Annotated in this window: 25 protein-coding genes; 22 read left to right on the top strand and 3 right to left on the bottom strand. The window is 42.6% G+C overall.

Annotation, left to right across the window (positions count from 1 at the left end; translation table 11 throughout):
* Positions 1 to 26 precede the first annotated feature (26 nt).
* The 19 genes from queG (at position 27) to CW370_RS00275 (ending at position 16263) form a co-directional block, all read left to right on the top strand.
* Positions 27 to 1187, top strand: a complete 1161-nt coding sequence (queG, locus tag CW370_RS00185; protein WP_024573216.1) for a tRNA epoxyqueuosine(34) reductase QueG — start codon at positions 27 to 29, stop codon at positions 1185 to 1187.
* A gap of 66 nt (positions 1188 to 1253) precedes the next feature.
* Positions 1254 to 2189, top strand: a complete 936-nt coding sequence (locus CW370_RS00190) for an amidase domain-containing protein (protein ID WP_072592515.1) — start codon at positions 1254 to 1256, stop codon at positions 2187 to 2189.
* A 37-nt stretch (positions 2190 to 2226) separates the two neighbouring features.
* Complete coding sequence (gene trmL, locus CW370_RS00195) at positions 2227 to 2709, top strand: tRNA (uridine(34)/cytosine(34)/5-carboxymethylaminomethyluridine(34)-2'-O)-methyltransferase TrmL (protein WP_003233442.1); 483 nt, start codon at positions 2227 to 2229, stop codon at positions 2707 to 2709.
* Between the two features lie 125 nt (positions 2710 to 2834).
* A complete protein-coding gene (locus CW370_RS00200) occupies positions 2835 to 3476 on the top strand; it encodes a YhbD family protein (RefSeq protein WP_014479247.1) in 642 nt (213 codons plus the stop codon).
* Positions 3467 to 4180: a bactofilin family protein gene (locus CW370_RS00205; protein WP_029946417.1), complete on the top strand. Its 714-nt coding sequence runs from the start codon at positions 3467 to 3469 to the stop codon at positions 4178 to 4180. The genes CW370_RS00200 and CW370_RS00205 overlap by 10 nt, the downstream gene beginning before the upstream one ends.
* Positions 4181 to 4191: 11 nt before the next feature.
* A complete protein-coding gene (locus CW370_RS00210) occupies positions 4192 to 4899 on the top strand; it encodes a polymer-forming cytoskeletal protein (protein ID WP_024572712.1) in 708 nt (235 codons plus the stop codon).
* A gap of 349 nt (positions 4900 to 5248) precedes the next feature.
* Entirely contained in the window at positions 5249 to 7144 is a 1896-nt protein-coding gene (gene prkA / locus CW370_RS00215) for a serine/threonine protein kinase PrkA (RefSeq protein ID WP_014476240.1), read from the top strand.
* Between the two features lie 179 nt (positions 7145 to 7323).
* Entirely contained in the window at positions 7324 to 8502 is a 1179-nt protein-coding gene (gene yhbH / locus CW370_RS00220; RefSeq protein WP_003233432.1) for a sporulation protein YhbH, read from the top strand.
* A 159-nt stretch (positions 8503 to 8661) separates the two neighbouring features.
* Positions 8662 to 9126, top strand: a complete 465-nt coding sequence (locus CW370_RS00225) for a MarR family transcriptional regulator (RefSeq protein ID WP_003233431.1) — start codon at positions 8662 to 8664, stop codon at positions 9124 to 9126.
* A 35-nt stretch (positions 9127 to 9161) separates the two neighbouring features.
* Complete coding sequence (locus tag CW370_RS00230; RefSeq protein WP_014476241.1) at positions 9162 to 9827, top strand: HlyD family efflux transporter periplasmic adaptor subunit; 666 nt, start codon at positions 9162 to 9164, stop codon at positions 9825 to 9827.
* A gap of 40 nt (positions 9828 to 9867) precedes the next feature.
* Complete coding sequence (locus CW370_RS00235; protein WP_003233429.1) at positions 9868 to 11466, top strand: MFS transporter; 1599 nt, start codon at positions 9868 to 9870, stop codon at positions 11464 to 11466.
* A 22-nt stretch (positions 11467 to 11488) separates the two neighbouring features.
* Positions 11489 to 12019 (top strand): NAD(P)H-dependent oxidoreductase, encoded by a 531-nt coding sequence (locus CW370_RS00240; protein WP_003233428.1) that lies wholly within the window; start codon positions 11489 to 11491, stop codon positions 12017 to 12019.
* Between the two features lie 12 nt (positions 12020 to 12031).
* Positions 12032 to 12406, top strand: a complete 375-nt coding sequence (locus CW370_RS00245; RefSeq protein ID WP_003233427.1) for a hypothetical protein — start codon at positions 12032 to 12034, stop codon at positions 12404 to 12406.
* Positions 12406 to 12561, top strand: a complete 156-nt coding sequence (locus tag CW370_RS00250) for a hypothetical protein (protein WP_003233426.1) — start codon at positions 12406 to 12408, stop codon at positions 12559 to 12561. The genes CW370_RS00245 and CW370_RS00250 overlap by 1 nt, the downstream gene beginning before the upstream one ends.
* A 4-nt stretch (positions 12562 to 12565) precedes the next feature.
* Positions 12566 to 13327, top strand: a complete 762-nt coding sequence (locus CW370_RS00255; RefSeq protein ID WP_024572922.1) for a hypothetical protein — start codon at positions 12566 to 12568, stop codon at positions 13325 to 13327.
* A gap of 2 nt (positions 13328 to 13329) precedes the next feature.
* A complete protein-coding gene (locus CW370_RS00260; protein ID WP_015252495.1) occupies positions 13330 to 13695 on the top strand; it encodes a GntR family transcriptional regulator in 366 nt (121 codons plus the stop codon).
* Between the two features lies 1 nt (position 13696).
* Positions 13697 to 14395, top strand: coding sequence for an ABC transporter ATP-binding protein (locus CW370_RS00265; RefSeq protein ID WP_015252494.1), 699 nt, complete (start codon positions 13697 to 13699; stop codon positions 14393 to 14395).
* A gap of 16 nt (positions 14396 to 14411) precedes the next feature.
* The gene (locus CW370_RS00270) at positions 14412 to 15329 is read left to right on the top strand and encodes an ABC transporter ATP-binding protein (protein ID WP_024572923.1); all 918 of its coding nucleotides are present in this window, start codon (positions 14412 to 14414) and stop codon (positions 15327 to 15329) included.
* Entirely contained in the window at positions 15322 to 16263 is a 942-nt protein-coding gene (locus CW370_RS00275; RefSeq protein WP_024572924.1) for an ABC transporter permease, read from the top strand. Before CW370_RS00270 ends, CW370_RS00275 begins: the two co-directional genes overlap by 8 nt.
* Before the next feature lie 90 nt (positions 16264 to 16353).
* On the opposite strand, the gene cspB is transcribed toward CW370_RS00275, so the two are convergent.
* Complete coding sequence (gene cspB, locus CW370_RS00280; protein ID WP_003224086.1) at positions 16354 to 16557, bottom strand: cold shock-like protein CspB; 204 nt, start codon at positions 16555 to 16557, stop codon at positions 16354 to 16356.
* A gap of 435 nt (positions 16558 to 16992) precedes the next feature.
* Between cspB and CW370_RS00290 the strand changes: the two genes are divergently transcribed.
* Positions 16993 to 17823, top strand: coding sequence for a MetQ/NlpA family ABC transporter substrate-binding protein (locus CW370_RS00290; protein ID WP_024572925.1), 831 nt, complete (start codon positions 16993 to 16995; stop codon positions 17821 to 17823).
* A gap of 2 nt (positions 17824 to 17825) precedes the next feature.
* On the opposite strand, the gene dgcK is transcribed toward CW370_RS00290, so the two are convergent.
* A complete protein-coding gene (gene dgcK / locus CW370_RS00295) occupies positions 17826 to 18905 on the bottom strand; it encodes a diguanylate cyclase DgcK (RefSeq protein ID WP_003233417.1) in 1080 nt (359 codons plus the stop codon).
* Positions 18906 to 19077: 172 nt separating this feature from the next.
* Here dgcK and tcyP point away from each other — a divergent pair, with 172 nt between their 5' ends.
* On the top strand, positions 19078 to 20469 hold the full coding sequence (gene tcyP, locus CW370_RS00300; RefSeq protein ID WP_003244685.1) for an L-cystine transporter TcyP: 1392 nt from the start codon (positions 19078 to 19080) through the stop codon (positions 20467 to 20469).
* Positions 20470 to 20509: 40 nt separating this feature from the next.
* Here the strand turns inward: tcyP and CW370_RS00305 are convergent, their stop codons facing one another.
* A complete protein-coding gene (locus CW370_RS00305) occupies positions 20510 to 20956 on the bottom strand; it encodes a hypothetical protein (RefSeq protein ID WP_029946540.1) in 447 nt (148 codons plus the stop codon).
* Between the two features lie 149 nt (positions 20957 to 21105).
* Here CW370_RS00305 and CW370_RS00310 point away from each other — a divergent pair, with 149 nt between their 5' ends.
* Entirely contained in the window at positions 21106 to 21675 is a 570-nt protein-coding gene (locus tag CW370_RS00310) for a YhcN/YlaJ family sporulation lipoprotein (RefSeq protein ID WP_024573573.1), read from the top strand.
* Positions 21676 to 21778: the final 103 nt, after the last annotated feature.

Below are 21778 nucleotides of genomic sequence, written 5' to 3' on the forward strand. Positions count from 1 at the left end.
CACAAAGAAAGGAGGCTGTGCAAAACATGAACGTTTATCAGCTCAAAGAAGAATTAATTGAATACGCGAAAAGCATTGGCGTGGACAAGATTGGTTTTACGACCGCTGATACTTTTGACAGTTTAAAAGACCGTTTGATTCTTCAAGAATCACTCGGCTATCTCTCCGGCTTTGAAGAGCCAGATATCGAAAAAAGGGTGACGCCGAAGCTTCTTTTGCCGAAAGCGAAATCAATAGTGGCAATTGCTCTCGCATATCCTTCCAGAATGAAGGATGCGCCGAGAAGCACGAGAACTGAGCGCAGGGGCATTTTTTGCAGAGCTTCCTGGGGAAAAGACTATCATGATGTGCTGAGGGAAAAGCTTGATCTGCTGGAGGATTTTCTAAAAAGCAAGCATGAGGATATCAGAACGAAGTCAATGGTTGATACAGGTGAATTGTCTGATCGCGCCGTTGCGGAACGTGCCGGAATCGGATTCAGTGCGAAAAACTGTATGATCACAACACCCGAGTATGGCTCTTATGTGTATTTGGCGGAAATGATCACAAATATCCCTTTTGAGCCTGATGTGCCGATTGAAGATATGTGCGGGTCCTGCACGAAATGTTTGGACGCCTGTCCGACGGGAGCACTGGTTAATCCCGGGCAGCTTAATGCGCAGCGCTGCATCTCTTTTCTGACCCAGACAAAAGGATTTTTGCCTGATGAATTCCGGACAAAAATCGGAAACCGCCTGTACGGGTGCGATACGTGCCAAACGGTATGCCCTCTCAATAAAGGGAAGGATTTTCATCTACATCCGGAAATGGAGCCTGATCCTGAGATTGCCAAACCGTTATTGAAGCCTCTTTTGACCATCGGTAATCGGGAATTTAAGGAGAAATTCGGGCATGTCTCAGGTTCTTGGCGCGGGAAAAAACCGATTCAGCGAAACGCCATTCTCGCGCTTGCGCATTTTAAGGATGCTTCCGCACTGCCTGAATTGACGGAACTGATGCACAAGGATCCGCGTCCTGTCATCAGGGGGACAGCCGCATGGGCAATCGGAAAAATCGGAGACCCCGCCTACGCGGAAGAGCTTGAAAAAGCGCTGGGAAAAGAGAAGGATGAAGAGGCAAAGCTGGAAATTGAAAAAGGAATTGAGTTGCTAAAAGCTTCAGGCATGACTAAACAAGGCCTGTCCTGACATACGTATAGAGCAGAAGGAAAAAACACTTGAGATCATCCAAGTGTTTTTTCTCTATAAAAAAGTATGGCGGGTGGGGTGAGCTTGAAGCACATTTTAGAACAATTAGCGGAGGAGCGGCTGGGCTTTCTGGTTAACGGGCATGCTATGAGACAGGAGTCTCAAGTCGGAGACCTTAAAGTCATGGAGCGTAAGAAAAAGCTTCTGGAAAAACGTAAAGTTGACATCATAAAAGCGAAAGCAAAGGCCGTGATTAATCATGTGCGGGTTGAGGATGACGGAACGACCTGCCTTTCGTATACCATCCATTACGAATACGTGTGTAAGGAACAAGATGACAGCTTGTATATAGAAGAGCACATAGAGGAGCGAATGGCTTTCCTGTATGATCACATTTTGATTAGTGATCAGGAAATTGCGAAAAAGCCGGCTGGATTTCATGAAGGGACCAGTATTATTGACTATTCTGAAGCTGAAGAGGAAAGAGAAGCGTTTGGCAGGGCTTTTCAATACGATCGTCTCGGCGCTGTCCAATATGCCGAGAAATTTTGGAACAAGCGCAATCCTGCTTATAAAAATTTCAGCGATAACTGTACAAATTTTATTTCTCAGTGTCTTCATGCAGGAGGCGCGCCGATGCGCGGTCATCCGAACAGGGGATCAGGCTGGTGGATGAAACAAAGCTCATGGAGCTACAGCTGGACGGTGGCGCACTCTATGAAAATGTATTTGTCGAATTCAAAGGCCGGACTGCGTGCGGTGCGGGTGAAATCAGCGGAAGAACTGATGCCGGGCGATGTGATTTGCTATGACTTCGAAGGAGACGGCCGCTTTAATCATACAACGATTGTCGTGGCAAAGGACAAAGGCAATATGCCGCTTGTCAACGCCCAGACCTATGACAGCCGGATGAGGTATTGGTCATATGAGGATTCTACGGCATACACGCAGTCAATACGATATGCCTTTTTTCATATCGTTGATGATACGACAAAAGAGTAATTAATGTTATAATGATGGGCGGATAAGAAAAACAGAGGTGAACATTGTGGCATTACATGTCGTTTTATATCAACCAGAAATTCCCGCTAACACAGGGAATATTGCACGTACTTGTGCAGCAACCAATACAACGCTACACCTGATTCGTCCGCTCGGCTTTTCAACGGATGATAAAATGCTGAAGCGTGCCGGACTCGATTATTGGGAGTTTGTTAACGTTGTGTATCATGATTCGTTAGAAGAATTGTTTGAGGCATATGAAAAAGGCCAGTTTTTCTTTATTACAAAATTTGGCCAGCAGCCTCATACATCATTTGATTACACTGATCTTGACGAGGATTATTTCTTCGTGTTCGGAAGAGAAACAAGCGGTTTGCCAAAGGATTTAATTCAAAATAATATGGACCGCTGCCTGCGTCTTCCGATGACAGAGCATGTCAGATCGTTAAATCTGTCCAATACTGCCGCGATTCTTGTTTATGAAGCGCTGCGCCAGCAAAATTACCGTGATTTAAAATAGTGAAAAAACCCGCTCATCGATGATGGGCGGGTTTTTTTGCGGATGTTGAAATGCTTTGTTTCGTTTTTGGGCTTAACAACGTAACAGTGTTATGTTACAATGTACCCATCAAAGGAGCTGGACTTATGGAAGAACAATTAATCTCTAAAAAAGAATTACTTGAAAGAACATCGATTTCATACGGTCAGCTGTATCGATGGAAGCGGAAAAACTTAATACCTGAGGAATGGTTTATTCGTAAATCCACATTTACAGGGCAAGAGACGTTTTTTCCGAGAGAGGAGATTTTAAAACGTATATCAATGATTCAAAAGATGAAAGAAAATTTGTCTTTGGATGAAATGAGGGAAATGCTGTCGCCGAAAATGAAGGATGTCAGCATGACCGCTGATGAATTGCTTCATAAAGGTTTGGTTTCAAGGCCTGCTCTTGAAGCCTATTCAGAAGACGGAGGAAGTCCGGTTTTTTCATCCAGCGATTTGCTTTCGCTATATGTGCTTGAGGGACTGCTGCAGTCTGGAAATGTCAGCCTTGCAGAAGCAAAAATGGCTGCAGAGGTATTAAAGAAGCATGATAATGAAGAGATTGAAAAACAGACGGAGCTGATTGTGCTCCGCAAGCTCGGTGTCACAACTTGTTTTATAGCGGCTGCGGCGGACAGCATTTTGTTTGAATCATCCGTAAAGGTTGTGGAACGGGTAGATTTATTAAAAGCTTCAGAGGAATTAAAAACAACATTTATGCAGGAGGGCCATCAATGGATGTAGTGGAAAAGCTGGTGATAAACGGATCAGGAAGTTCAAAGGGAGGAACATTTCAATCTGTTGAGATTAATGGCAGCGGGACAGTGGCCGGGGACGTGGAGTGTGATACTTTTTCTTTTAATGGAAACGGAAAAGCTGACGGCAGCGTCAAAGCGAAAGCGGTAACCATCAGCGGTTCAGGAAAGATACATGGAGACGTTGAAGCAGAATCTATCCGGATTAATGGCACTGGTTTTATCCAAGGAGAGGTATCTGCAAAACAATTGAAAATCGCTGGATCATCAACATTTGGCGGCACTGTCAAGGCTGATGGCATTGACATTAGCGGAAAAGCTGTCATGGAAGCAGATTGTGAAACGGAAACCTTTCAATCAGAAGGGAAATGCAAAATCAGCGGGCTTTTAAATGCAGACCAGGTGATCATTAAGCTTTCTGCAGGGGAAAGCTATGCGCGGGAGATCGGCTGCCGCCATCTTCAAGTGACCTGCAGAAAAGGAATGCTGACATTGCTCAGATTGATGTCGCAGCCTGTTCTAACAGCAGAGCTGATCGAAGGTGACGTGATTGAATTGACAAATACAAAGGCGAAAACCGTGCGCGGAAATAAAGTGGTCATCGGCCCGGATTGCCAGATTGAAACTGTCGAATACAGCGGGGACTATACCTGTGATCCAAGCGCATCGGTTGAAACATCCACAAAGTTGTAAGGAGGATCGTAATGGAGACAACAAAACTGGGAAATTTAAAATTATATGGCGCTGGGCATGCCGCAGGAGGCGCGTATCACAATGTCAGCATCAAAGGAGAAGGTGTAGTTGGAGACGGGCTGTCTGCTGTAGGCTGCCGCATATACGGAACGGGCCTTTTTCTCGGAAAAGCAGAGACTGAGCGGTTGCGTGTGCTCGGAGAAAGTGAATGTAAAGGCGATCTGACAGCCGGCAAAATCAATATATATGGGACAATGAAAGTCAGCGGCTCACTTCAATTTGATCGATTCAATCTGAAAGGCCAGACTGAAATTGGCGGGAATATGACTGGAGAATCCTGCGATGTGAAAGGGAAGCTCAGCGTAAAAGGTGATTGTGAAACAGAAATGTTCCATGTCACAGGCTGTGTTGATGTATCGGGGTTATTAAATTCGGGTGAGATCAAGCTGGGATTGAGCCATGATATAAGCCATGTGCAGGAAATCGGCGGAACAACAATTACAGTGAAAAGACGCGCGAGTTTTTTTAACCGGAAGAAAGTGAAGCTGATCGCCGATGTCATAGAAGGAGATCGGGTTTATTTGGAGAATACCGAAGCGGCAGTTGTCAGGGGAAAAGAAGTGATCATCGGGCCGGGATGCAGTATCGGAACAATTGAGTACGAAAACAAATATGAATGCGATCCGCATTCACAGATTAAAGAAAAAACAAAACTGTAAAACATTGTTCTGTTATACAAAAAGGGTGCTCTTTCAGGAGCACCCTTTTTTATTCTTTTCCAGGCTTGCTTTCGTATCCTGCGGTAAAAATTGATACTAAAAAAGTGACAATGACACCCATCATGATGATTGTTTTCACCGTCTCTCCCCCTCTTCAATTTTTCCGTGCTGTCCGAGTCTGGATGATTCTGTATTTTTCTTTATTATGAACGGTCGCAGTCTGCCTTGTCAACGATGTATAAGTATCTTTATTTTTAAGAAACCAAAGCATGTATCACGAGATGGCGGCATAGATTGTATCAAAGTACCTTATTTGCATAGTGTATCAAACATGATAGAGGAGGTCCTTATGGATATATTAAAGAAAATTGAACAGTACAGAGAGGAAGAGCAGCGGCTGAAATGGGAGGGAACTTTCGCCGATTATTTGGAGATTATTAAAGAAAATCCGATGGTCGCGCAATCTGCTCATTCTCGAGTTTTTAATATGATAAAAGACAGCGGGATAGAGGAGATTGACGGACGCAAGAAGTACAGTTTTTTTGACCGCGAGCTGTTCGGGCTTGAAGAATCTCTGGAGCGTCTAGTGGAAGAGTATTTTCATCCGGCTGCCAAACGTCTAGATGTCAGAAAGCGGATTCTATTGCTGATGGGACCTGTGAGCGGCGGTAAATCCACGTTGGTCACGATGCTCAAAAAAGGTCTCGAAGCGTACACGCTGACAGATAATGGCGCTGTATATGCGATTAAAGGCTGCCCGATGCACGAGGACCCTCTACATTTAATCCCCCATCATTTACGCGATGACTTTTACAGAGAATACGGCATTAGAATAGAAGGAAGTCTTTCTCCTTTAAATGTCATGAGGCTGGAGGAAGAGTACGGAGGAAGAATTGAGGATGTGAAGGTGGAACGCATCTTCTTTTCAGAAGATAAGCGTACGGGAATTGGAACATTCAGTCCCTCTGATCCGAAATCTCAGGATATTGCCGATTTGACGGGGAGTATTGATTTCTCAACAATCGCCGAGTACGGTTCAGAATCGGATCCGCGCGCTTACCGGTTTGACGGAGAGCTGAATAAAGCGAACCGCGGGATGATGGAGTTTCAGGAGATGCTGAAATGTGATGAGAAATTTCTCTGGCATTTGCTTTCCTTGACACAGGAAGGGAATTTTAAAGCTGGACGGTTTGCGTTAATTTCTGCTGATGAGCTGATCGTGGCTCACACGAATGAAACGGAGTATCGCTCATTTATTGCTAATAAGAAGAATGAAGCCCTGCACTCAAGAATCATTGTGATGCCGGTTCCTTATAATTTAAAAGTGTCTGAGGAAGAGAGAATTTATGAAAAAATGATCGCAGAAAGCGATGTGGCGGATGTTCATATTGCCCCGCATACGTTGAAGGTCGCCGCGATGTTCTCAATCCTTACCCGGTTAAAGGAGCCGAAGCGGTCGGATATTGATCTGGTCAAGAAAATGAGACTGTATGATGGAGAAAGTGTGGAAGGATATAATTCTGTCGACGTTGAGGATATGAAAAAAGAATATAATGATGAAGGCATGAGCGGCATTGATCCGCGGTACGTGATCAACCGGATTTCTTCAACGATTATCAGAAAAAATATGGAATCGATTAATTCTCTCGATGTCCTTCGCTCCTTAAAAGAAGGTCTTGATCAGCACCCATCAATTTCAAGCGAGGACAGGGAGCGGTATTTGAATTTTATTTCTGCCGCCCGCAAGGAATATGACGACATTGCGAAAAAGGAAGTTCAAAAAGCGTTTGTGTATTCGTATGAAGAATCAGCAAAAACACTTATGGACAATTACCTCGATAACGTAGAGGCTTATTGCAATAAAAATAAGCTTCGTGATCCTTTGACAGGAGAGGAAATGAACCCTGACGAAAAGCTGATGAGATCCATCGAAGAGCAGATCGGCATTTCGGAAAACGCCAAAAAAGCGTTCCGCGAAGAAATTTTAATCCGCATCTCGGCCTATGCGAGAAAAGGCAAGCGGTTTGATTACAATTCCCATGAAAGACTGCGTGAAGCTATTCAGAAAAAGCTGTTTGCTGATCTGAAGGATGTCGTTAAAATTACGACTTCAACAAAAACGCCGGATGAACAGCAGCTGAAAAAGGTAAACGAAGTCGTGGCCCGTTTAATTGATGAGCACGGCTACAACTCGACGAGCGCCAATGAGCTGCTGAAATATGTCGGCAGCCTGCTGAACCGATAAGCAACGTGACCCGTCCGAATAGGGCGGGTTATTTTGTCCCATTTTCTAAATAGTTTGTCAATTAAATGTGCTTTTATGCATATGATGAATATAAATCTTTTCGAAAGACTTGTTTCATAATCTGGCACAAGCCGGAATACGTATGTATCACGACCACAAATGGTTAAGGAGGGGAATTCATGTCCCAAAATGACAGCGGCCATTTTTTGATTTCTGAGGAAAACTGGTCCCTCCATCGCAAAGGCTTCGATGACCAGCAGCGCCACCAGAAAAAAGTGCAGGAAGCGATCAAAAACAATCTTCCGGACCTCGTAACTGAGGAAAGCATTATTATGTCTAATGGAAAAGATGTAGTGAAGATCCCAATCCGTTCACTTGATGAGTATAAAATCCGTTATAACTATGATAAAAATAAACATGTAGGGCAAGGAGACGGCGAGAGCCAGGTTGGAGATGTTGTGGCCCGGGATGGATCAGACAAAAAACAAGGGCCTGGAAAAGGGCAGGGTGCCGGTGATCAGGCAGGCGAGGATTATTATGAAGCGGAAGTTTCATTAATGGATTTAGAAGAAGCGCTTTTTAAAGAATTAGAGCTTCCGAATCTCCAGCAAAAAGAGCGGGACAATATCATTCATACAGATATCGAGTTTAATGATATCCGTAAAACAGGGTTAACCGGTAATATTGATAAGAAAAGAACGATGATGTCAGCCTTTAAACGAAACGCAATGTCAGGAAAACCGTCGTTCTATCCAATTTATCCGGAGGACCTGAAATATAAGACGTGGAATGACATCACAAAGCCCGAATCAAAAGCCGTCGTTTTAGCCATGATGGATACAAGCGGCAGTATGGGGGTTTGGGAAAAATACATGGCCAGAAGCTTCTTTTTCTGGATGACCCGTTTTTTGCGGACAAAATACGAGACTGTGGAAATTGAATTTATTGCCCATCATACAGAAGCAAGAGTGGTCTCGGAGGAGGATTTTTTCTCAAAGGGAGAAAGCGGCGGAACAATTTGTTCTTCCGTATATCGGAAGTCGCTTGAGCTTATTGATGAAAAGTACAATCCCGCCCGCTATAACATTTACCCGTTTCATTTTTCTGACGGTGACAATCTGACATCTGATAACGCGCGCTGTGTGAAACTGGTCAATGATATTATGAAGAAGGCCAATCTATTCTGTTACGGCGAGGTCAATCAGTACAACAGGCATTCAACGTTAATGTCTGCATATAAAAATGTAAAAGATGAGAAATTTAAGTACTATATTTTAAAACAGAAATCTGATGTTTTTCAGGCTCTAAAGAACTTTTTCAGAAATGAAGAGTCTGGTGTAAGCCATCAATTTTCGTAATGAAAAGCCCATTTCAGGGCTTTTTTTTATTTAATAAAAGCAAGAAAACGCTTGCGAAAAAAATACGGGAGAAAAAGAAATTTTTCCTTTGACAAATCTTCTTTCATTTATTAATATTTTATCTTGTGAACTATTATTGAGGAATGAGGTGAAAAGGAGTTGACTGAATCAGAACGTGCTTTGCTCACTTTTGAACAGCTCTTCGATACGTCTCGGGCGATATATAAAAAACAGAAGAAGATATTGGAGATTGTGCTTGAGCCTTTTGATATTACAGTCCTTCAATATTTGCTGATGTTTAAAATTCATCAAAGCGGAAGCACCCCGCTGAGCAAGCTGGCAATGTCGCTTGATCTTAAGCCTGCTTCTGTGACGCGGATGACAGATATTCTGTATAAACGCCAATTGATGAATCGATATGACAGTCCGGATGACCGCCGTATCGTCATGATTCAGTTAACCGAAGAGGGGGAAGAACTGATAGAAAAAGCCGCTGTGCAATATGCAAAAATGGGTGCTGGCTTGTACCAAAAGCTTGATACCTCCCAGCTGCAGTATTTGCGCAAACTAGCCGGAAGCTTAACGAAGCTTGCTGAAGGCTGTTCAGAAAAAAGCGGTAATTAAAAACTTCTCACATATTTTCACCAGCTTTCCGCAAAATGATAGAGGATGAAACGAAAGGAGAAAACAAAATGAACAGAGGACGTTTAATTCTGACCAACATTATCGGTTTGATTGTTGTTCTTGCAATTATAGCTGGAGGTGCTTATTACTATTATCAAAGCACAAACTACGTAAAAACAGATGAAGCAAAAGTAGCGGGCGATATGGCTGCTATTACTGCTCCAGCAGCAGGTAAAGTATCTGACTGGGATCTGGACGAAGGAAAAACAGTGAAAAAAGGCGACACAGTTGCAAAAATCAAAGGCGAACAAACTGTTGACGTAAAATCCATTATGGATGGAACAATTGTGAAAAACGAAGTGAAAAACGGACAAACCGTACAAGCTGGTACAACAATTGCACAAACGATTGACATGGACAACCTATACATCACAGCAAATATTAAAGAAACAGATATTGCGGATATTGAAGTAGGAAATAGTGTAGACGTAGTAGTTGACGGAGACCCTGATACAACATTTGACGGTACTGTAGAAGAAATTGGCTATGCGACTAACTCAACTTTTGATATGCTTCCATCTACAAATTCAAGCGGAAACTACACAAAAGTAACACAAAAAATTCCTGTGAAAATTTCAATCAAAAACCCATCTGATAAGGTGCTTCCTGGAATGAATGCATCTGTTAAAATTTCTGAGTAAAACAGATCAGTCATCAAACCATGAAAGGAGGTTGTCTTAGATGGCTACAGGCAAAGAAAAAAATGCAAAAAACCCTATGTCATTGCTGATTGTGCTAATGGCGGGTTTATTTTTGGCAATCCTAAACCAAACACTGCTTAATGTTGCAATGCCGCACTTAATGACTGAATTTGGCGTAAGTGCAACGACGATTCAGTGGCTGACAACAGGTTACATGCTTGTTAACGGTGTATTGATTCCGTTATCTGCTTTCCTGATTACACGATTTGGCCAGCGGAGTCTCTTTCTCGTCGCGATGTTTTGTTTTACGCTCGGTACGTTAGTCTGCGGTATCGCACCTAACTTCTCTACAATGCTGATCGGCCGTTTGATTCAGGCCGTGGGCGGAGGTATCTTGCAGCCGCTCGTTATGACAACCATTCTGTTAATTTTCCCGCCTGAAAGCAGGGGGAAAGGAATGGGGATTTTCGGGCTAGCGATGATGTTTGCTCCAGCGGTCGGCCCGACTCTTTCCGGGTGGATTATTGAGCATTATACATGGCGCATTATGTTTTACGGACTTGTGCCGATCGGCGCAATTGTTATCATTGTGGCTTTCTTCATCTTTAAAAATATGGTGGAGCCGCAAAAAATCAAACTCGATACTCTTGGCGCAATCCTCTCGATTGTCGGATTCGCCTCCTTATTATACGGGGTCAGTGAAGCCGGATCTGACGGCTGGACCGACCCGATTGTATTGTCTACAGTTATTATCGGAGCCATTGCAATTGTTGCTTTTGTTGTTCAGCAATTGCGTCATGATGATCCGATGCTTGATTTCAGAGTGTTTAAATATGACATTTTCTCACTCTCGAGTGTCATTAATATCATTATTACAGTGGCACTTTACACTGGTATGTTCCTTTTACCGATCTATCTGCAAAACCTGGTCGGCTTTACGGCGCTTCAATCCGGTCTGCTTCTGCTTCCGGGTGCGATCGTTATGCTGATTATGTCACCGATCTCAGGTATTTTGTTCGATAAATTCGGACCGAGACCGCTTGCGATTATAGGGCTTCTCGTGACAGTGGTAACAACCTATCAATACACGCAATTGACAATTGATACACCATATACACACATCATGCTGATCTATTCAATTCGTGCATTTGGTATGTCTCTCTTAATGATGCCAGTCATGACAGCCGGGATGAACCAGCTACCTGCCCGTCTGAACAGCCATGGAACGGCGATGAGCAACACGCTTCGCCAAATCAGCGGATCAATCGGAACAAGTTTAATTACGACGATTTATACAAACCGGACGACATTCCATTATTCACAAATTGCAGATAAAACAAGCACGGCGGACCCGAACTTCCTCCATGCGTTCCAAAATGCAGTTTCGAATTTAATGGTGAATATGAATGTGTCTTATGATACGGCGAAAACATATGTGTACTCACATATTTATAAACACGCGTCACTCGATTCCAATGTCATGGGGATAAATGATGCCTTTATGTGGGCAACCTTATTCTGTGTAGCAGGTTTGATTTTAAGTATCTTCCTGCGTGACGTCAGAAAAGATAAATTGCGTAAGAAGAAAAAAGAGGAGCTTTCATTACTTCCTGCTCCAAAAGAAGCTAAGGAATCTTAATCTGTACAGGGAGGTTTCCTGAATGAAAATTTATGTAGTGTATGATAGTGAAGGCGAACATACTAAAGTGCTTGCAGAAGCAATTGCTGAAGGCGCGCGAGAAAACGACGCGGCTGAAGTGTTCATCGACCATGTAGATCAGGCTGATATCCGCAAGCTTAAAGATATGGATGCGATTATTTGGGGATGCCCAGGGCATTTCGGAACAATCAGCTCCGGTCTTAAAACTTGGATCGACAGACTTGGCTACTTGTGGGCTGAAGGCGAGCTGATCAACAAAGTCGGTGCTGTCTTCTGCACAACGGCAACAACACACGGCGGCTTGGAAATGACAATGCACAATTTAATCACGCCGATGTTCCACCAAGGCATGATTGTTGTCGGACTGCCTGGCAACGTGCCTGAAAACGCACTTTATGGCTCTTATTACGGAGCAGGTGTCACTTGTCCGGTAGACAGTGATGAGTTAATGTCTGAGGAAGGTATTCAGCTTGGACGCGCGTTGGGAAGACGTGTCAGCCAAGTTACAGGAAACCTAACAGCAGGACAGTAAGGAGAGGTTGAAATGGCCATTATTATAGCAATAATTGCTGCTGTCATTGTCATTGCGGCCCTTATTACATTTAACGTCCGCAACGCCTCACCTGGACCTGAGAAGCAAGAAGCAACTGATAGAATCGCACCTCCAGAAGAGGAAAAAAACGAAGCGCATTACCCTGCTGAAGCAAGGGCTGCCGAGCATACGCCATCCGTTGTCAAAAACGATTCTCCAAAAGAGAAGCGTGACACAATGGGTGATGATATTTACAGGCAGGCGCTGCAAAAGTTTAAGCATTCTGATGAAGTTCATGCAGAAGAAGAGGTCACTGAGGAAAGTGACAAAATGCAGGACCGCAGCTATCGTGATGCGCTGCTCTCTATGAAAAATAAGAAAAAGTAATGAAAAAGGCAAATCCGTTTACTCATGCGGGTTTGCCTTTTTTGCTGTTTCCATCAATTATGTTTTTATCAAATAAATCCATGGAATATGTTGTATTCCATCTTGATCTAGTGTACTATGTTACTCATACACCGAGGATTTTTTCCGGGAGGTAAAGACATGAATTCTTTTTTAGGTTTATTAAAGAAAGATATCAAGCTTTCAAGAATGTGGCTGCTATTATGGATATGCGGAATCATTTTCTTATTGGGAACAGGCCATATTATAGCTTCTCGCACGAAAGAACCTCTAGTCATTTTTGGTTTTTTTGTTGCAGTTGCTTTTTTTCTGCTTTTCTTATCTCCTGTTTTTGTTTTTTATCACCTTCGCAAGGAAGGGAAATCACAGCTTTGGCTGTACAATCCAAATGGCGGCTTATGGCTGTTTTCTTCTAAATTGGCAGCATCTTTGCTCTATCAATTTGTGATTCAGTTGGCATTAACAGCCTATGGCATATGGATGTATCATATGCTCTCTGTAAAAAATCTGCTGGAGCATCAAGTTGATATAACGAGTACAGTGGCTTTGCTGAATATGTATGGGCTTATTTCTTCGTTAGATATGTCAGTAACAGTCATTGTGTTTTGGACTGTTTTTCACTCTCTCAGAAATTGGCGCGGAATGCGGTGGGCTGCGATGGTTCTGTTGGTCGCAATGTGGTTATTCTTCGATGAATACATCATAAGCCCTTTGGTTGAATCTCAAAAGCATTTCTGGCCTGTAACAGTCTATTGCAATTTTGATTTCCACTTCCATAACGTTTGGAGATTGGAACTAAAACCTATCCATCTGTCTGTGCTAGGGTTTCCTATTGCTATAGTCATCACGTTCTTGCTGCTCATCATGGCTTCAAAACTGCTTGATCGTAAAGTAGAGGTGTAAATATGGACAATCAATTCCAATCCTCGAAACCGATTTATCTGCAGATCGCTGATCAGATCTTTTATAGGCTGGTCAGGAAGGAGCTGCTCCCAGGAGACAAGCTTCCTTCAGTAAGAGAAATGGCGATTCAAACTAAGGTAAATCCCAATACAATTCAAAGAACTTACAGTGAGATGGAAAGGCTGGGTATTGTGGAGACAAGAAGAGGTCAAGGGACGTTTATTGCGGAAAAAGCAGAAATCGTAGACGAGCTGAAAGACAAGCTGACACGAGAGGTGCTGGAAGGCTTTGTCAAGCAAATGAAAGAGCTGGGGCTAACGAAAGAGGAAATGGTAGAAGGGATTAAAACATTCACAGAGGGAGGCTAAAATGGAAATCAAGCTAGAACATGTATCAAAAAAATACGGCCGCCATACGGCCGTCAATGATGTGTCAATCACCCTATCATCCGGACGGATTTATGGCCTGATCGGACCGAACGGCAGCGGCAAGTCAACGACCCTGAAAATGATGGCTGGCCTTCTGTTTCCGACTTCAGGATTTGTGAAAGTTGATGAAGAGCAGGTTACGAGAGAAATGGTGCGTCAAACTGCTTATCTTACTGAGCTTGATATGTTTTATCCGCATTTCACTGTTAAAGATATGGTGAATTTTTATCAGTCGCAGTTTCCTGATTTTCAAACAGAACAGGCTTATAAGCTATTGAATGAGATGCAGCTGAATCCGGAAAAAAAGATCAAAAAGCTATCAAAAGGAAATCGGGGCCGGCTGAAAATCGTTCTTGCTTTAGCGAGACGGGCAGACGTCATCTTGCTTGATGAACCTTTTTCCGGGCTTGATCCGATGGTCAGGGATTCCATCGTAAACAGCCTTGTGTCGTACATTGATTTTGAGCAGCAGATTGTCGTGATCGCGACACATGAAATTGATGAAATTGAGACTTTGTTAGATGAAGTAATCATCCTCGCCAATGGAGAAAAAGTTGCGCAGCGTGAAGTAGAAGATATTCGTGAACAGGAAGGCATGTCTGTTTTGCAATGGTTTAAATCAAAAATGGAAGTTTGCTAGAAAGAGGAGGAATATGATGAAAACAGTGTTGGAATTGAAAAACGTGACTAAAAACATCAGAGGCCGAACGATCATTGATGATCTCAGTTTTACGATTCGTGAAGGCGAGGTATTCGGTTTTTTGGGACCAAACGGAGCGGGGAAAACGACAACCATCCGGATGATGGTGGGGTTAATGAAGCTGTCGAAAGGTGATGTCCTCATTTGCGGCCAATCAATTACGAAAGAATATGCCAAGGCGATTAAGCATATTGGAGCGATCGTTGAGAATCCCGAGCTGTATAAATTTTTGAGCGGATATAAAAATCTCCAGCAATACGCAAGGATGGTCAAGGGTGTCACGAAGGAAAAAATTGATGAAGTTGTTGAGCTGGTCGGTTTAACAGACAGAATCCACGACAAGGTGAAAACATATTCTCTAGGGATGAGACAGCGTCTTGGCTTGGCACAATGCCTTCTGCACGATCCGAAAGTGCTGATTTTGGATGAACCGACAAACGGCCTTGATCCGGCGGGGATCAGAGAAATCAGAGATCATTTAAAGAAGCTGACCCGAGAAAGAGGAATGGCTGTCATCGTTTCAAGCCACCTGCTGTCAGAAATGGAACTGATGTGTGATCGAATTGCGATTCTGCAAAAAGGAAAGCTGATCGATATTCAAAATGTAAAAGATGAAAACATTGATGAGAATGATACATATTTCTTCCAGGTTGAGCAGCCGAGTGAAGCCGCTGCTGTTTTAAATCAGTACGATTTGCTGAGTAAGACAAATGGTGTAGAAATCAAACTGGCTAAAGAGGAAGTCCCTGCGGTTATTGAATTGCTGGTGATGCAGCAAATCCGTATTTATGAGGTCAAGGTCATAACAAAATCATTAGAGGACCGTTTCTTAGAAATGACAGGTGAAACAAAAGAGGAGGTTCAGCATGCTTAATTTGATTTATAATGAGTGGCTCAAAATTTTCAGCCGAGCCGGAACATGGGTGATGATCGGAATTCTGGGGCTGACAATGGTTGGATTTGCATTTTTGGCGAATCATTTTTCTGCTGGTGAATCAAATTCCCATTGGAAACAAGAACTTCAAGCACAAAACGCCGAATTAAAGAAAGAAATCAAAGAAGATCCTTCACTGAAAGATGGGTATAAAGAAACAATCACACTCAACGACTATCGCATCGAGCATAATATCCCTAGTGACACGGGCTATACGGTATGGTCTTATGTAACGGATTCAGCAAACTTTACCATCCTTACCGGTCTGTTTACTATTATCATCGCGGCCGGAATTGTCGCGAACGAATTTAATTGGGGAACGATTAAGCTATTAATGATTCGGCCGCTCAGCCGTTTTCAAATTTTGATGTCCAAATATATTACAGTTCTCCTGTTTGGGCTCCTGTTGCTGTTGATTTTATTTATCGGTTCTACTTTATTAGGGTTGATCTTCTTCGGAACGGGTGGTGAAACCGCCGCGAATATTCATTTAATCTATAAGGATGGCCATGTCATTGAGCAAAACATGATGGGGCATTTGGCCACAACGTATCTTTCTGAATCCGTCTCGGCTTTAATGGTGGCGACGATGGCGTTTATGCTGTCTGCGGTATTCAGAAACAGCTCTCTTGCGGTTGGTTTTTCCATCTTCTTGTTGGTTGCCGGTACGACTGCAACTGCATTTATTGCAGCGAAATTTGACTGGGCAAAGTATATATTGTTTGCTAATGTCGACTTGACTCAGTATGTGGATGGCACACCGTTAATAAAAGGGATGACTATGACGTTTTCTATCGTCATGCTGGCGATATACTTTATTATCTTCCTGTTGCTTGCTTTCGGAATCTTCATGAAGCGGGATATTGCAAACTAATAAAAAAGCTGTTTTGCTTATGCAAAACAGCTTTTTTGTCAAAATAAAAACTGCAGGTTTGCACCTGCAGTTTTTCATATCAATTTATGCTTACGCTTCTTTAGTAACGTTAGCAGCTTGTGGTCCGCGGTTTCCTTCAACGATTTCAAAAGAAACAGCTTGGCCTTCTTCTAAAGTTTTGAAGCCTTCGCCTTGAATAGCAGAGAAATGAACGAATACATCGTCTTGACCTTCTACTTCGATGAATCCGAAACCTTTTTCAGAGTTGAACCATTTTACTTTACCTTCTAACATGAAATTTCCTCCTAAAGCGATCATAACGCTTAAATTCACTATTCTTGCTCTTAACAAACTTTCAAGACGAAAACTCTTACAAAACTTTCTTCTTAAAGATAGTTCGAACAAAAATAATTACCTTTACTCTACCAGTAATCTTCGGAAAAAACAACTGCTTATTGAAACTTTTTTCGGAAAATACCATATTTATTTTTCAATTTGATATTTATTTGCGGAAATTCATCTGCTTTCTCGATATGTGATCATACGTTTGCCTTAGTATTTCTTCATTTTGGGAAGATAAGTAATAGGAATTGACAACCTTATTGGATATGAGTAAGGTAAAAGTTAATCAATATTACAAATGACAACGTTTATCAACTAAGAGAGCGTATGATTTTTATGTCTGATATTGCTTGCATGCTCTAATACATAGATAGGAGTATGGTCACAATGAAAAAGTGGCTTATATGCAGTTTTGTCCTTGTTCTTCTCGTTTCATTTACTGCATGTTCACCGTCTGCAGAACATGAATCGATAAAAATCGGGATTGCTGAGTCTGACGGGGCAATATGGAACTATATTGCTCAAAAGGCTGAAGAGGCAGGGCTGGATATTCAGCTGATCCCTTTTTCTGATTATGCGGAGTCTGATATCGCACTTGCTAACAAAGAAATTGATGCCAACGCCTTTCAAACCATTTCATATTTTCAGTCGTTCACTCAAAAATACAAACTTAATTTGGCACCGCTCGGAACGACATACATAACGCCCATGGGCATTTATTCAAAACGATATGACCGAATCCGAGATATACCGCGAGGAGCTGTCGTTTCTGTTCCGGATAAAGCGTTCGATTTTGGCAGGGCGCTTACGGTGCTCCAGGAAGCGGGTTTGCTAACGCTGAAAAACGGATTTAACGGAACAGGTTCAGTTGATATGATTAAAGATAATCCGAGACACCTGAAATTAAAAGCTGTCCGGCAACAGGATGCAGTGAGCGGTGCCGACGTGTTTGTCATGAAACCATCAGAAGCAAAAAAAGCGGGCCTGAACCCGAAAAAGCATACGCTAAAGAGCGGCGGACCCATGTCTGAGGAAGAGATGAATTTGATTGTTGTCAGAGCGGAGGATCAAGATCGGGAAGCGCTGCAAACCATTCTTGAGCTTTATCAAGCTGATGATACAGCGGCATTTATAGAAAAAGAATATCAGGGAGATCTTGTCCCGGCTTTTCTGCCTTTGAAACGTCTTTCAGATTGGAAGAATGAATTCGAACATTGAATTCATTCTTTTTTTTCTGAAAAACACACTCTGTTCCGTCCCGTTTCTTTCGCTTTGTAAAGCATTTGATCGGCAAGAATGGGCAAGGATCCTGGCTGTTCCGTATTATTGGGGTAATGAGCGGCCCCTAGTGATATCGTAACTGAAAGCTCTTCACCGTTTGTTAATACAATCGGTGCATCACTTACAGTTCTCCTGATCCGTTCAGCGATTCGGGCTGCTTTATCAAGAGAACAGTTCGGCAGGAGAACGGCAAATTCTTCACCGCCGATCCGAGCGGCAGGATCTGTATTTCGGATGCTCTGCTTCAGACGTAACCCCAGCTCTTTGAGCACCTGATCTCCTTCATGATGGCCATATTGGTCATTGATGGTCTTAAAATGATCGATATCCATATAAATCAGTGCAAATTGAAAATGCGGGGTATCGGCCGCCTGCTGATACAGAGCTTTCGTGGTTTCTTCAAACTTTCTTCGGTTATACACGCCTGTTAAAAAGTCAAAGTGCGCCTGAAACTTATATTGTTTAAAAAGAAGATGTGCATTTGTTTCATGATCAATAATATATAAACTGAGCATGCCGCCCGCTATTGATATGATCCAAAAATACAAATGAAGTTCGTATGAATGTAAATCTATAAGAAAATAAAAGGAAAAGGAGATCAAGCTATTTGTGATTATTAAAAGATAGAAAGCATGTTTTAGTTGAACTTTTTTTCTTCTAGAAACAATGAGTGACGGAATGGCAGCGATACAAATGATAATAACCGAGTATAGTGCAGATGTGTTCATCGTAATCAGCAAGCGGCCTGCAGTGATCATGGCCAGGGCCGTTGCCGTTGAAACCCAGCCTCCATAAAGAGCGGCAATCATAATAGGGATATTTCGAAGATCAATAATTGAATGCTGATAGGTAAATCCAAAAACCATCAGAATAACCCCGAGCAAACCGCAGGCCAGTCCTTTAACAGCTTGAAAAGATATGCTGTCTTTTTTATGTACTAGCCTTTCTTTAAACAGGTGGGTGAAGAGATAATTAAATGTGATTAAAATGGTCAAATTTACAAACAGTTCTTTCAGCAAATATTATCACCCTTATATAAGGTACTAAAGATGGAAGGGAAAGAAAAGAACAAAAAAGGCATTATATAAGGTTTTTTTACTTGAATTGATAAGTTAAAATAATTCGCACTTGACCCATCGGAATTAGTGTAATATAGTAAATGAGAAAATTTGAAGGGAGAGTTTACCTGCTTTGGAGACTTTACTGGTTGTATTACATGTATTTATTTTATTTTTACTTATCTTAGGGCTCTTTGTTATGCAGAAAAAACATGTTTCCTTCTCTAAACGTGTATTTACTGCGCTGGGGCTGGGGATTGTATTCGGATTTGCGCTTCAGCTGATTTACGGCCCGACTTCAAATATAGTCATTCAAACAGCCGACTGGTTTAATATTGCCGGGGGCGGATATGTCAAATTGCTTCAGATGGTTGTCATGCCGCTCGTCTTTATTTCGATTCTCGGTGCATTTACAAAGCTGAAGCTGACAAAAAATCTTGGGAAAATCAGCGGTTTGATTATCGGGATTTTAGTAGCAACAACAGCAGTTGCTGCAGCTGTCGGTATCGCGTCCGCGCTTTCATTTGATCTGCAGGCGATTCAGGTTGACCAAGGAAGTACAGAGCTTTCACGGGGACAGGAGCTTCAGCAGAAATCAGAGGATATGACAGCGAAAACGCTGCCGCAGCAGATTGTTGAACTGCTGCCTGGAAACCCGTTTTTAGATTTTACGGGAGCTAGACCGACTTCAACGATCGCTGTCGTTATTTTTGCCGCTTTCCTTGGAGTGGCATTCCTCGGCGTAAAACACAAACAGCCGGAACAGGCAGAAACATTTAAAAAACTGGTTGATGCCGTTTATGCCATTGTCATGCGTGTTGTCACACTCATTTTGAGACTGACGCCTTATGGGGTGCTGGCCATCATGACAAAAACAATTGCAACGAGTGATCTTGACAGCATTCTAAAACTGGGCATGTTCGTGATTGCATCATATGCCGCGTTAATCACTATGTTTATCATTCATTTGCTGCTGCTGACGTTCAGCGGCTTGAATCCGGTGATTTATTTGAAAAAAGCGGTGCCTGTACTTGTATTTGCATTTACGTCAAGGTCTAGCGCAGGTGCTTTACCGCTGAATATTAAAACACAGAGAAGCATGGGTGTACCGGAGGGAATCGCAAACTTTGCCGGTTCGTTCGGTCTTTCGATCGGCCAAAATGGATGTGCCGGCATTTATCCTGCGATGCTGGCGATGATGATTGCTCCGACTGTCGGCCAAAATCCATTTGACCCGGTGTTTATTATCACTGTTATCGCAGTCGTTGCCATCAGCTCCTTCGGGGTTGCCGGAGTCGGCGGCGGAGCGACATTCGCGGCGCTTCTTGTTTTATCATCATTAAACATGCCTGTCGCGCTCGCCGGTTTGTTAATCTCAATTGAACCGTTAATCGACATGGGGCGTACTGCTTTGAATGTCAGCGGAAGCATGACATCCGGTCTTATTACAAGTAAGGTCACAAAAGAAATTGATCAAGGGGCATTTCATGATCAATCCAGAGTGATTGAAGCTGAAGAAGCGTAACATATGAAAACGTGTAATCCAAAGAGGATTACACGTTTTTTTAACGGCCGGGTTCTAAGTCCTCCAGCATTTCCATCATCGTGTTGTCGTCCATGACATTCATTGCGCTTTGTTCAAAATGAATGGGTTCAGCATAATGCGGCTGTCTTTTTTTCGCGGCTGACTCAGTTTGCCTAGTTTGAGACTGTGTATGCTGATGCAGTGGTTGCTGCTGTCCGGCGTGCTGGTGCTGACGGCCATTTTGCCGCTGGCTTTGATGTTGCGAACGGTCTTGGTTATCCCCGCTGCCTCCGCCAAATGCTTGTTTGACTATGTTTCCTACATTAGAAGCATCAAATGTGTTATTTTCTGAATTTCTTCTGTTCATTTGGCCTGTGATAAACCCGCTGATTCTTTGGCGGATCTGAGGTGATAATGCAGCAATAAGCATAGTTGATCCTATGATCAATGCTGCGGGGCTGATTCCTCTTCGCTGGTTGAACAACATGATCCCTCCTTTGCAGTGTATTCATATTTTCCCCCTCGTTAGACAAATTAACCGTTATATTTCCCGGGAAAGCATTTCCTCCAGATTTGCATGCATAATTAAACCCAGTTAGAAAAACCTATAAGTAAAGTGATAAAGGAGGAATTCACATGTTTGGAAAAAAACAAGTCCTTGCGTCTATGCTTCTAATCCCTTTGCTTATGACTGGCTGCGGTGTGGCCGACCAAGGTGAGGGCAGACGTGATAATAATGATGTAAGAAACGTAAATTATCGAAATCCGGCCAATGACGATATGCGCAATGTAAACAATCGGGATAACGTTGACAACAATGTTAATGATAATGTCAATAACAATCGTGTAAATGACGATAATAACAACGACCGAAAACTTGAGGTTGCTGATGAAGCAGCTGATAAAGTAACAGACCTAAAAGAAGTAAAGCATGCCGATATCATTGTGGCTGGAAATCAAGCCTACGTTGCAGTCGTTTTAACCAATGGAAATAAAGGTGCAGTAGAAAACAATCTGAAGAAAAAAATAGCCAAAAAGGTAAGATCTACTGACAAAAACATTGATAATGTTTACGTTTCAGCTAACCCTGATTTTGTAGAGCGTATGCAAGGATATGGAAAGCGTATTCAAAATGGTGACCCAATCGCCGGATTATTTGATGAATTTACACAAACTGTACAGCGCGTATTCCCTAACGCTGAATAAATGAAAAAAGCCGCACAATTTGTGCGGCTTTTTCTTTGCGTTAATGACACACTGCGAACTCAGGCTGCATAGAGTAAAAATAAAAAGGTACAAGACGGACCGG

It is taken from the genome of Bacillus sp. SN32 (assembly GCF_002837495.1).
Taxonomy (GTDB): Bacteria; Bacillota; Bacilli; order Bacillales; family Bacillaceae; genus Bacillus; species Bacillus subtilis.

Bases quoted from the DNA above. Each gene is read 5' to 3' on its own strand.
- CW370_RS00200 (WP_014479247.1), top strand. From the start codon at position 2,835: ATGGAAGAACAATTAATCTCTAAAAAAGAATTACTTGAAAGAACATCG.
- CW370_RS00190 (WP_072592515.1), top strand. From the start codon at position 1,254: ATGGCGGGTGGGGTGAGCTTGAAGCACATTTTAGAACAATTAGCGGAG.
- yhbH (WP_003233432.1), top strand. From the start codon at position 7,324: ATGTCCCAAAATGACAGCGGCCATTTTTTGATTTCTGAGGAAAACTGG.
- CW370_RS00265 (WP_015252494.1), top strand. From the start codon at position 13,697: ATGGAAATCAAGCTAGAACATGTATCAAAAAAATACGGCCGCCATACG.
- CW370_RS00250 (WP_003233426.1), top strand. From the start codon at position 12,406: ATGAAAAAGGCAAATCCGTTTACTCATGCGGGTTTGCCTTTTTTGCTG.
- CW370_RS00310 (WP_024573573.1), top strand. From the start codon at position 21,106: ATGTTTGGAAAAAAACAAGTCCTTGCGTCTATGCTTCTAATCCCTTTG.
- CW370_RS00275 (WP_024572924.1), top strand. From the start codon at position 15,322: ATGCTTAATTTGATTTATAATGAGTGGCTCAAAATTTTCAGCCGAGCC.
- CW370_RS00205 (WP_029946417.1), top strand. From the start codon at position 3,467: ATGGATGTAGTGGAAAAGCTGGTGATAAACGGATCAGGAAGTTCAAAG.
- cspB (WP_003224086.1), bottom strand. From the start codon at position 16,557: ATGTTAGAAGGTAAAGTAAAATGGTTCAACTCTGAAAAAGGTTTCGGA.
- prkA (WP_014476240.1), top strand. From the start codon at position 5,249: ATGGATATATTAAAGAAAATTGAACAGTACAGAGAGGAAGAGCAGCGG.
- CW370_RS00255 (WP_024572922.1), top strand. From the start codon at position 12,566: ATGAATTCTTTTTTAGGTTTATTAAAGAAAGATATCAAGCTTTCAAGA.
- CW370_RS00305 (WP_029946540.1), bottom strand. From the start codon at position 20,956: ATGTTGTTCAACCAGCGAAGAGGAATCAGCCCCGCAGCATTGATCATA.
- CW370_RS00240 (WP_003233428.1), top strand. From the start codon at position 11,489: ATGAAAATTTATGTAGTGTATGATAGTGAAGGCGAACATACTAAAGTG.
- CW370_RS00210 (WP_024572712.1), top strand. From the start codon at position 4,192: ATGGAGACAACAAAACTGGGAAATTTAAAATTATATGGCGCTGGGCAT.
- CW370_RS00235 (WP_003233429.1), top strand. From the start codon at position 9,868: ATGGCTACAGGCAAAGAAAAAAATGCAAAAAACCCTATGTCATTGCTG.
- CW370_RS00260 (WP_015252495.1), top strand. From the start codon at position 13,330: ATGGACAATCAATTCCAATCCTCGAAACCGATTTATCTGCAGATCGCT.
- queG (WP_024573216.1), top strand. From the start codon at position 27: ATGAACGTTTATCAGCTCAAAGAAGAATTAATTGAATACGCGAAAAGC.
- CW370_RS00245 (WP_003233427.1), top strand. From the start codon at position 12,032: ATGGCCATTATTATAGCAATAATTGCTGCTGTCATTGTCATTGCGGCC.
- CW370_RS00290 (WP_024572925.1), top strand. From the start codon at position 16,993: ATGAAAAAGTGGCTTATATGCAGTTTTGTCCTTGTTCTTCTCGTTTCA.
- CW370_RS00270 (WP_024572923.1), top strand. From the start codon at position 14,412: ATGAAAACAGTGTTGGAATTGAAAAACGTGACTAAAAACATCAGAGGC.
- CW370_RS00230 (WP_014476241.1), top strand. From the start codon at position 9,162: ATGATAGAGGATGAAACGAAAGGAGAAAACAAAATGAACAGAGGACGT.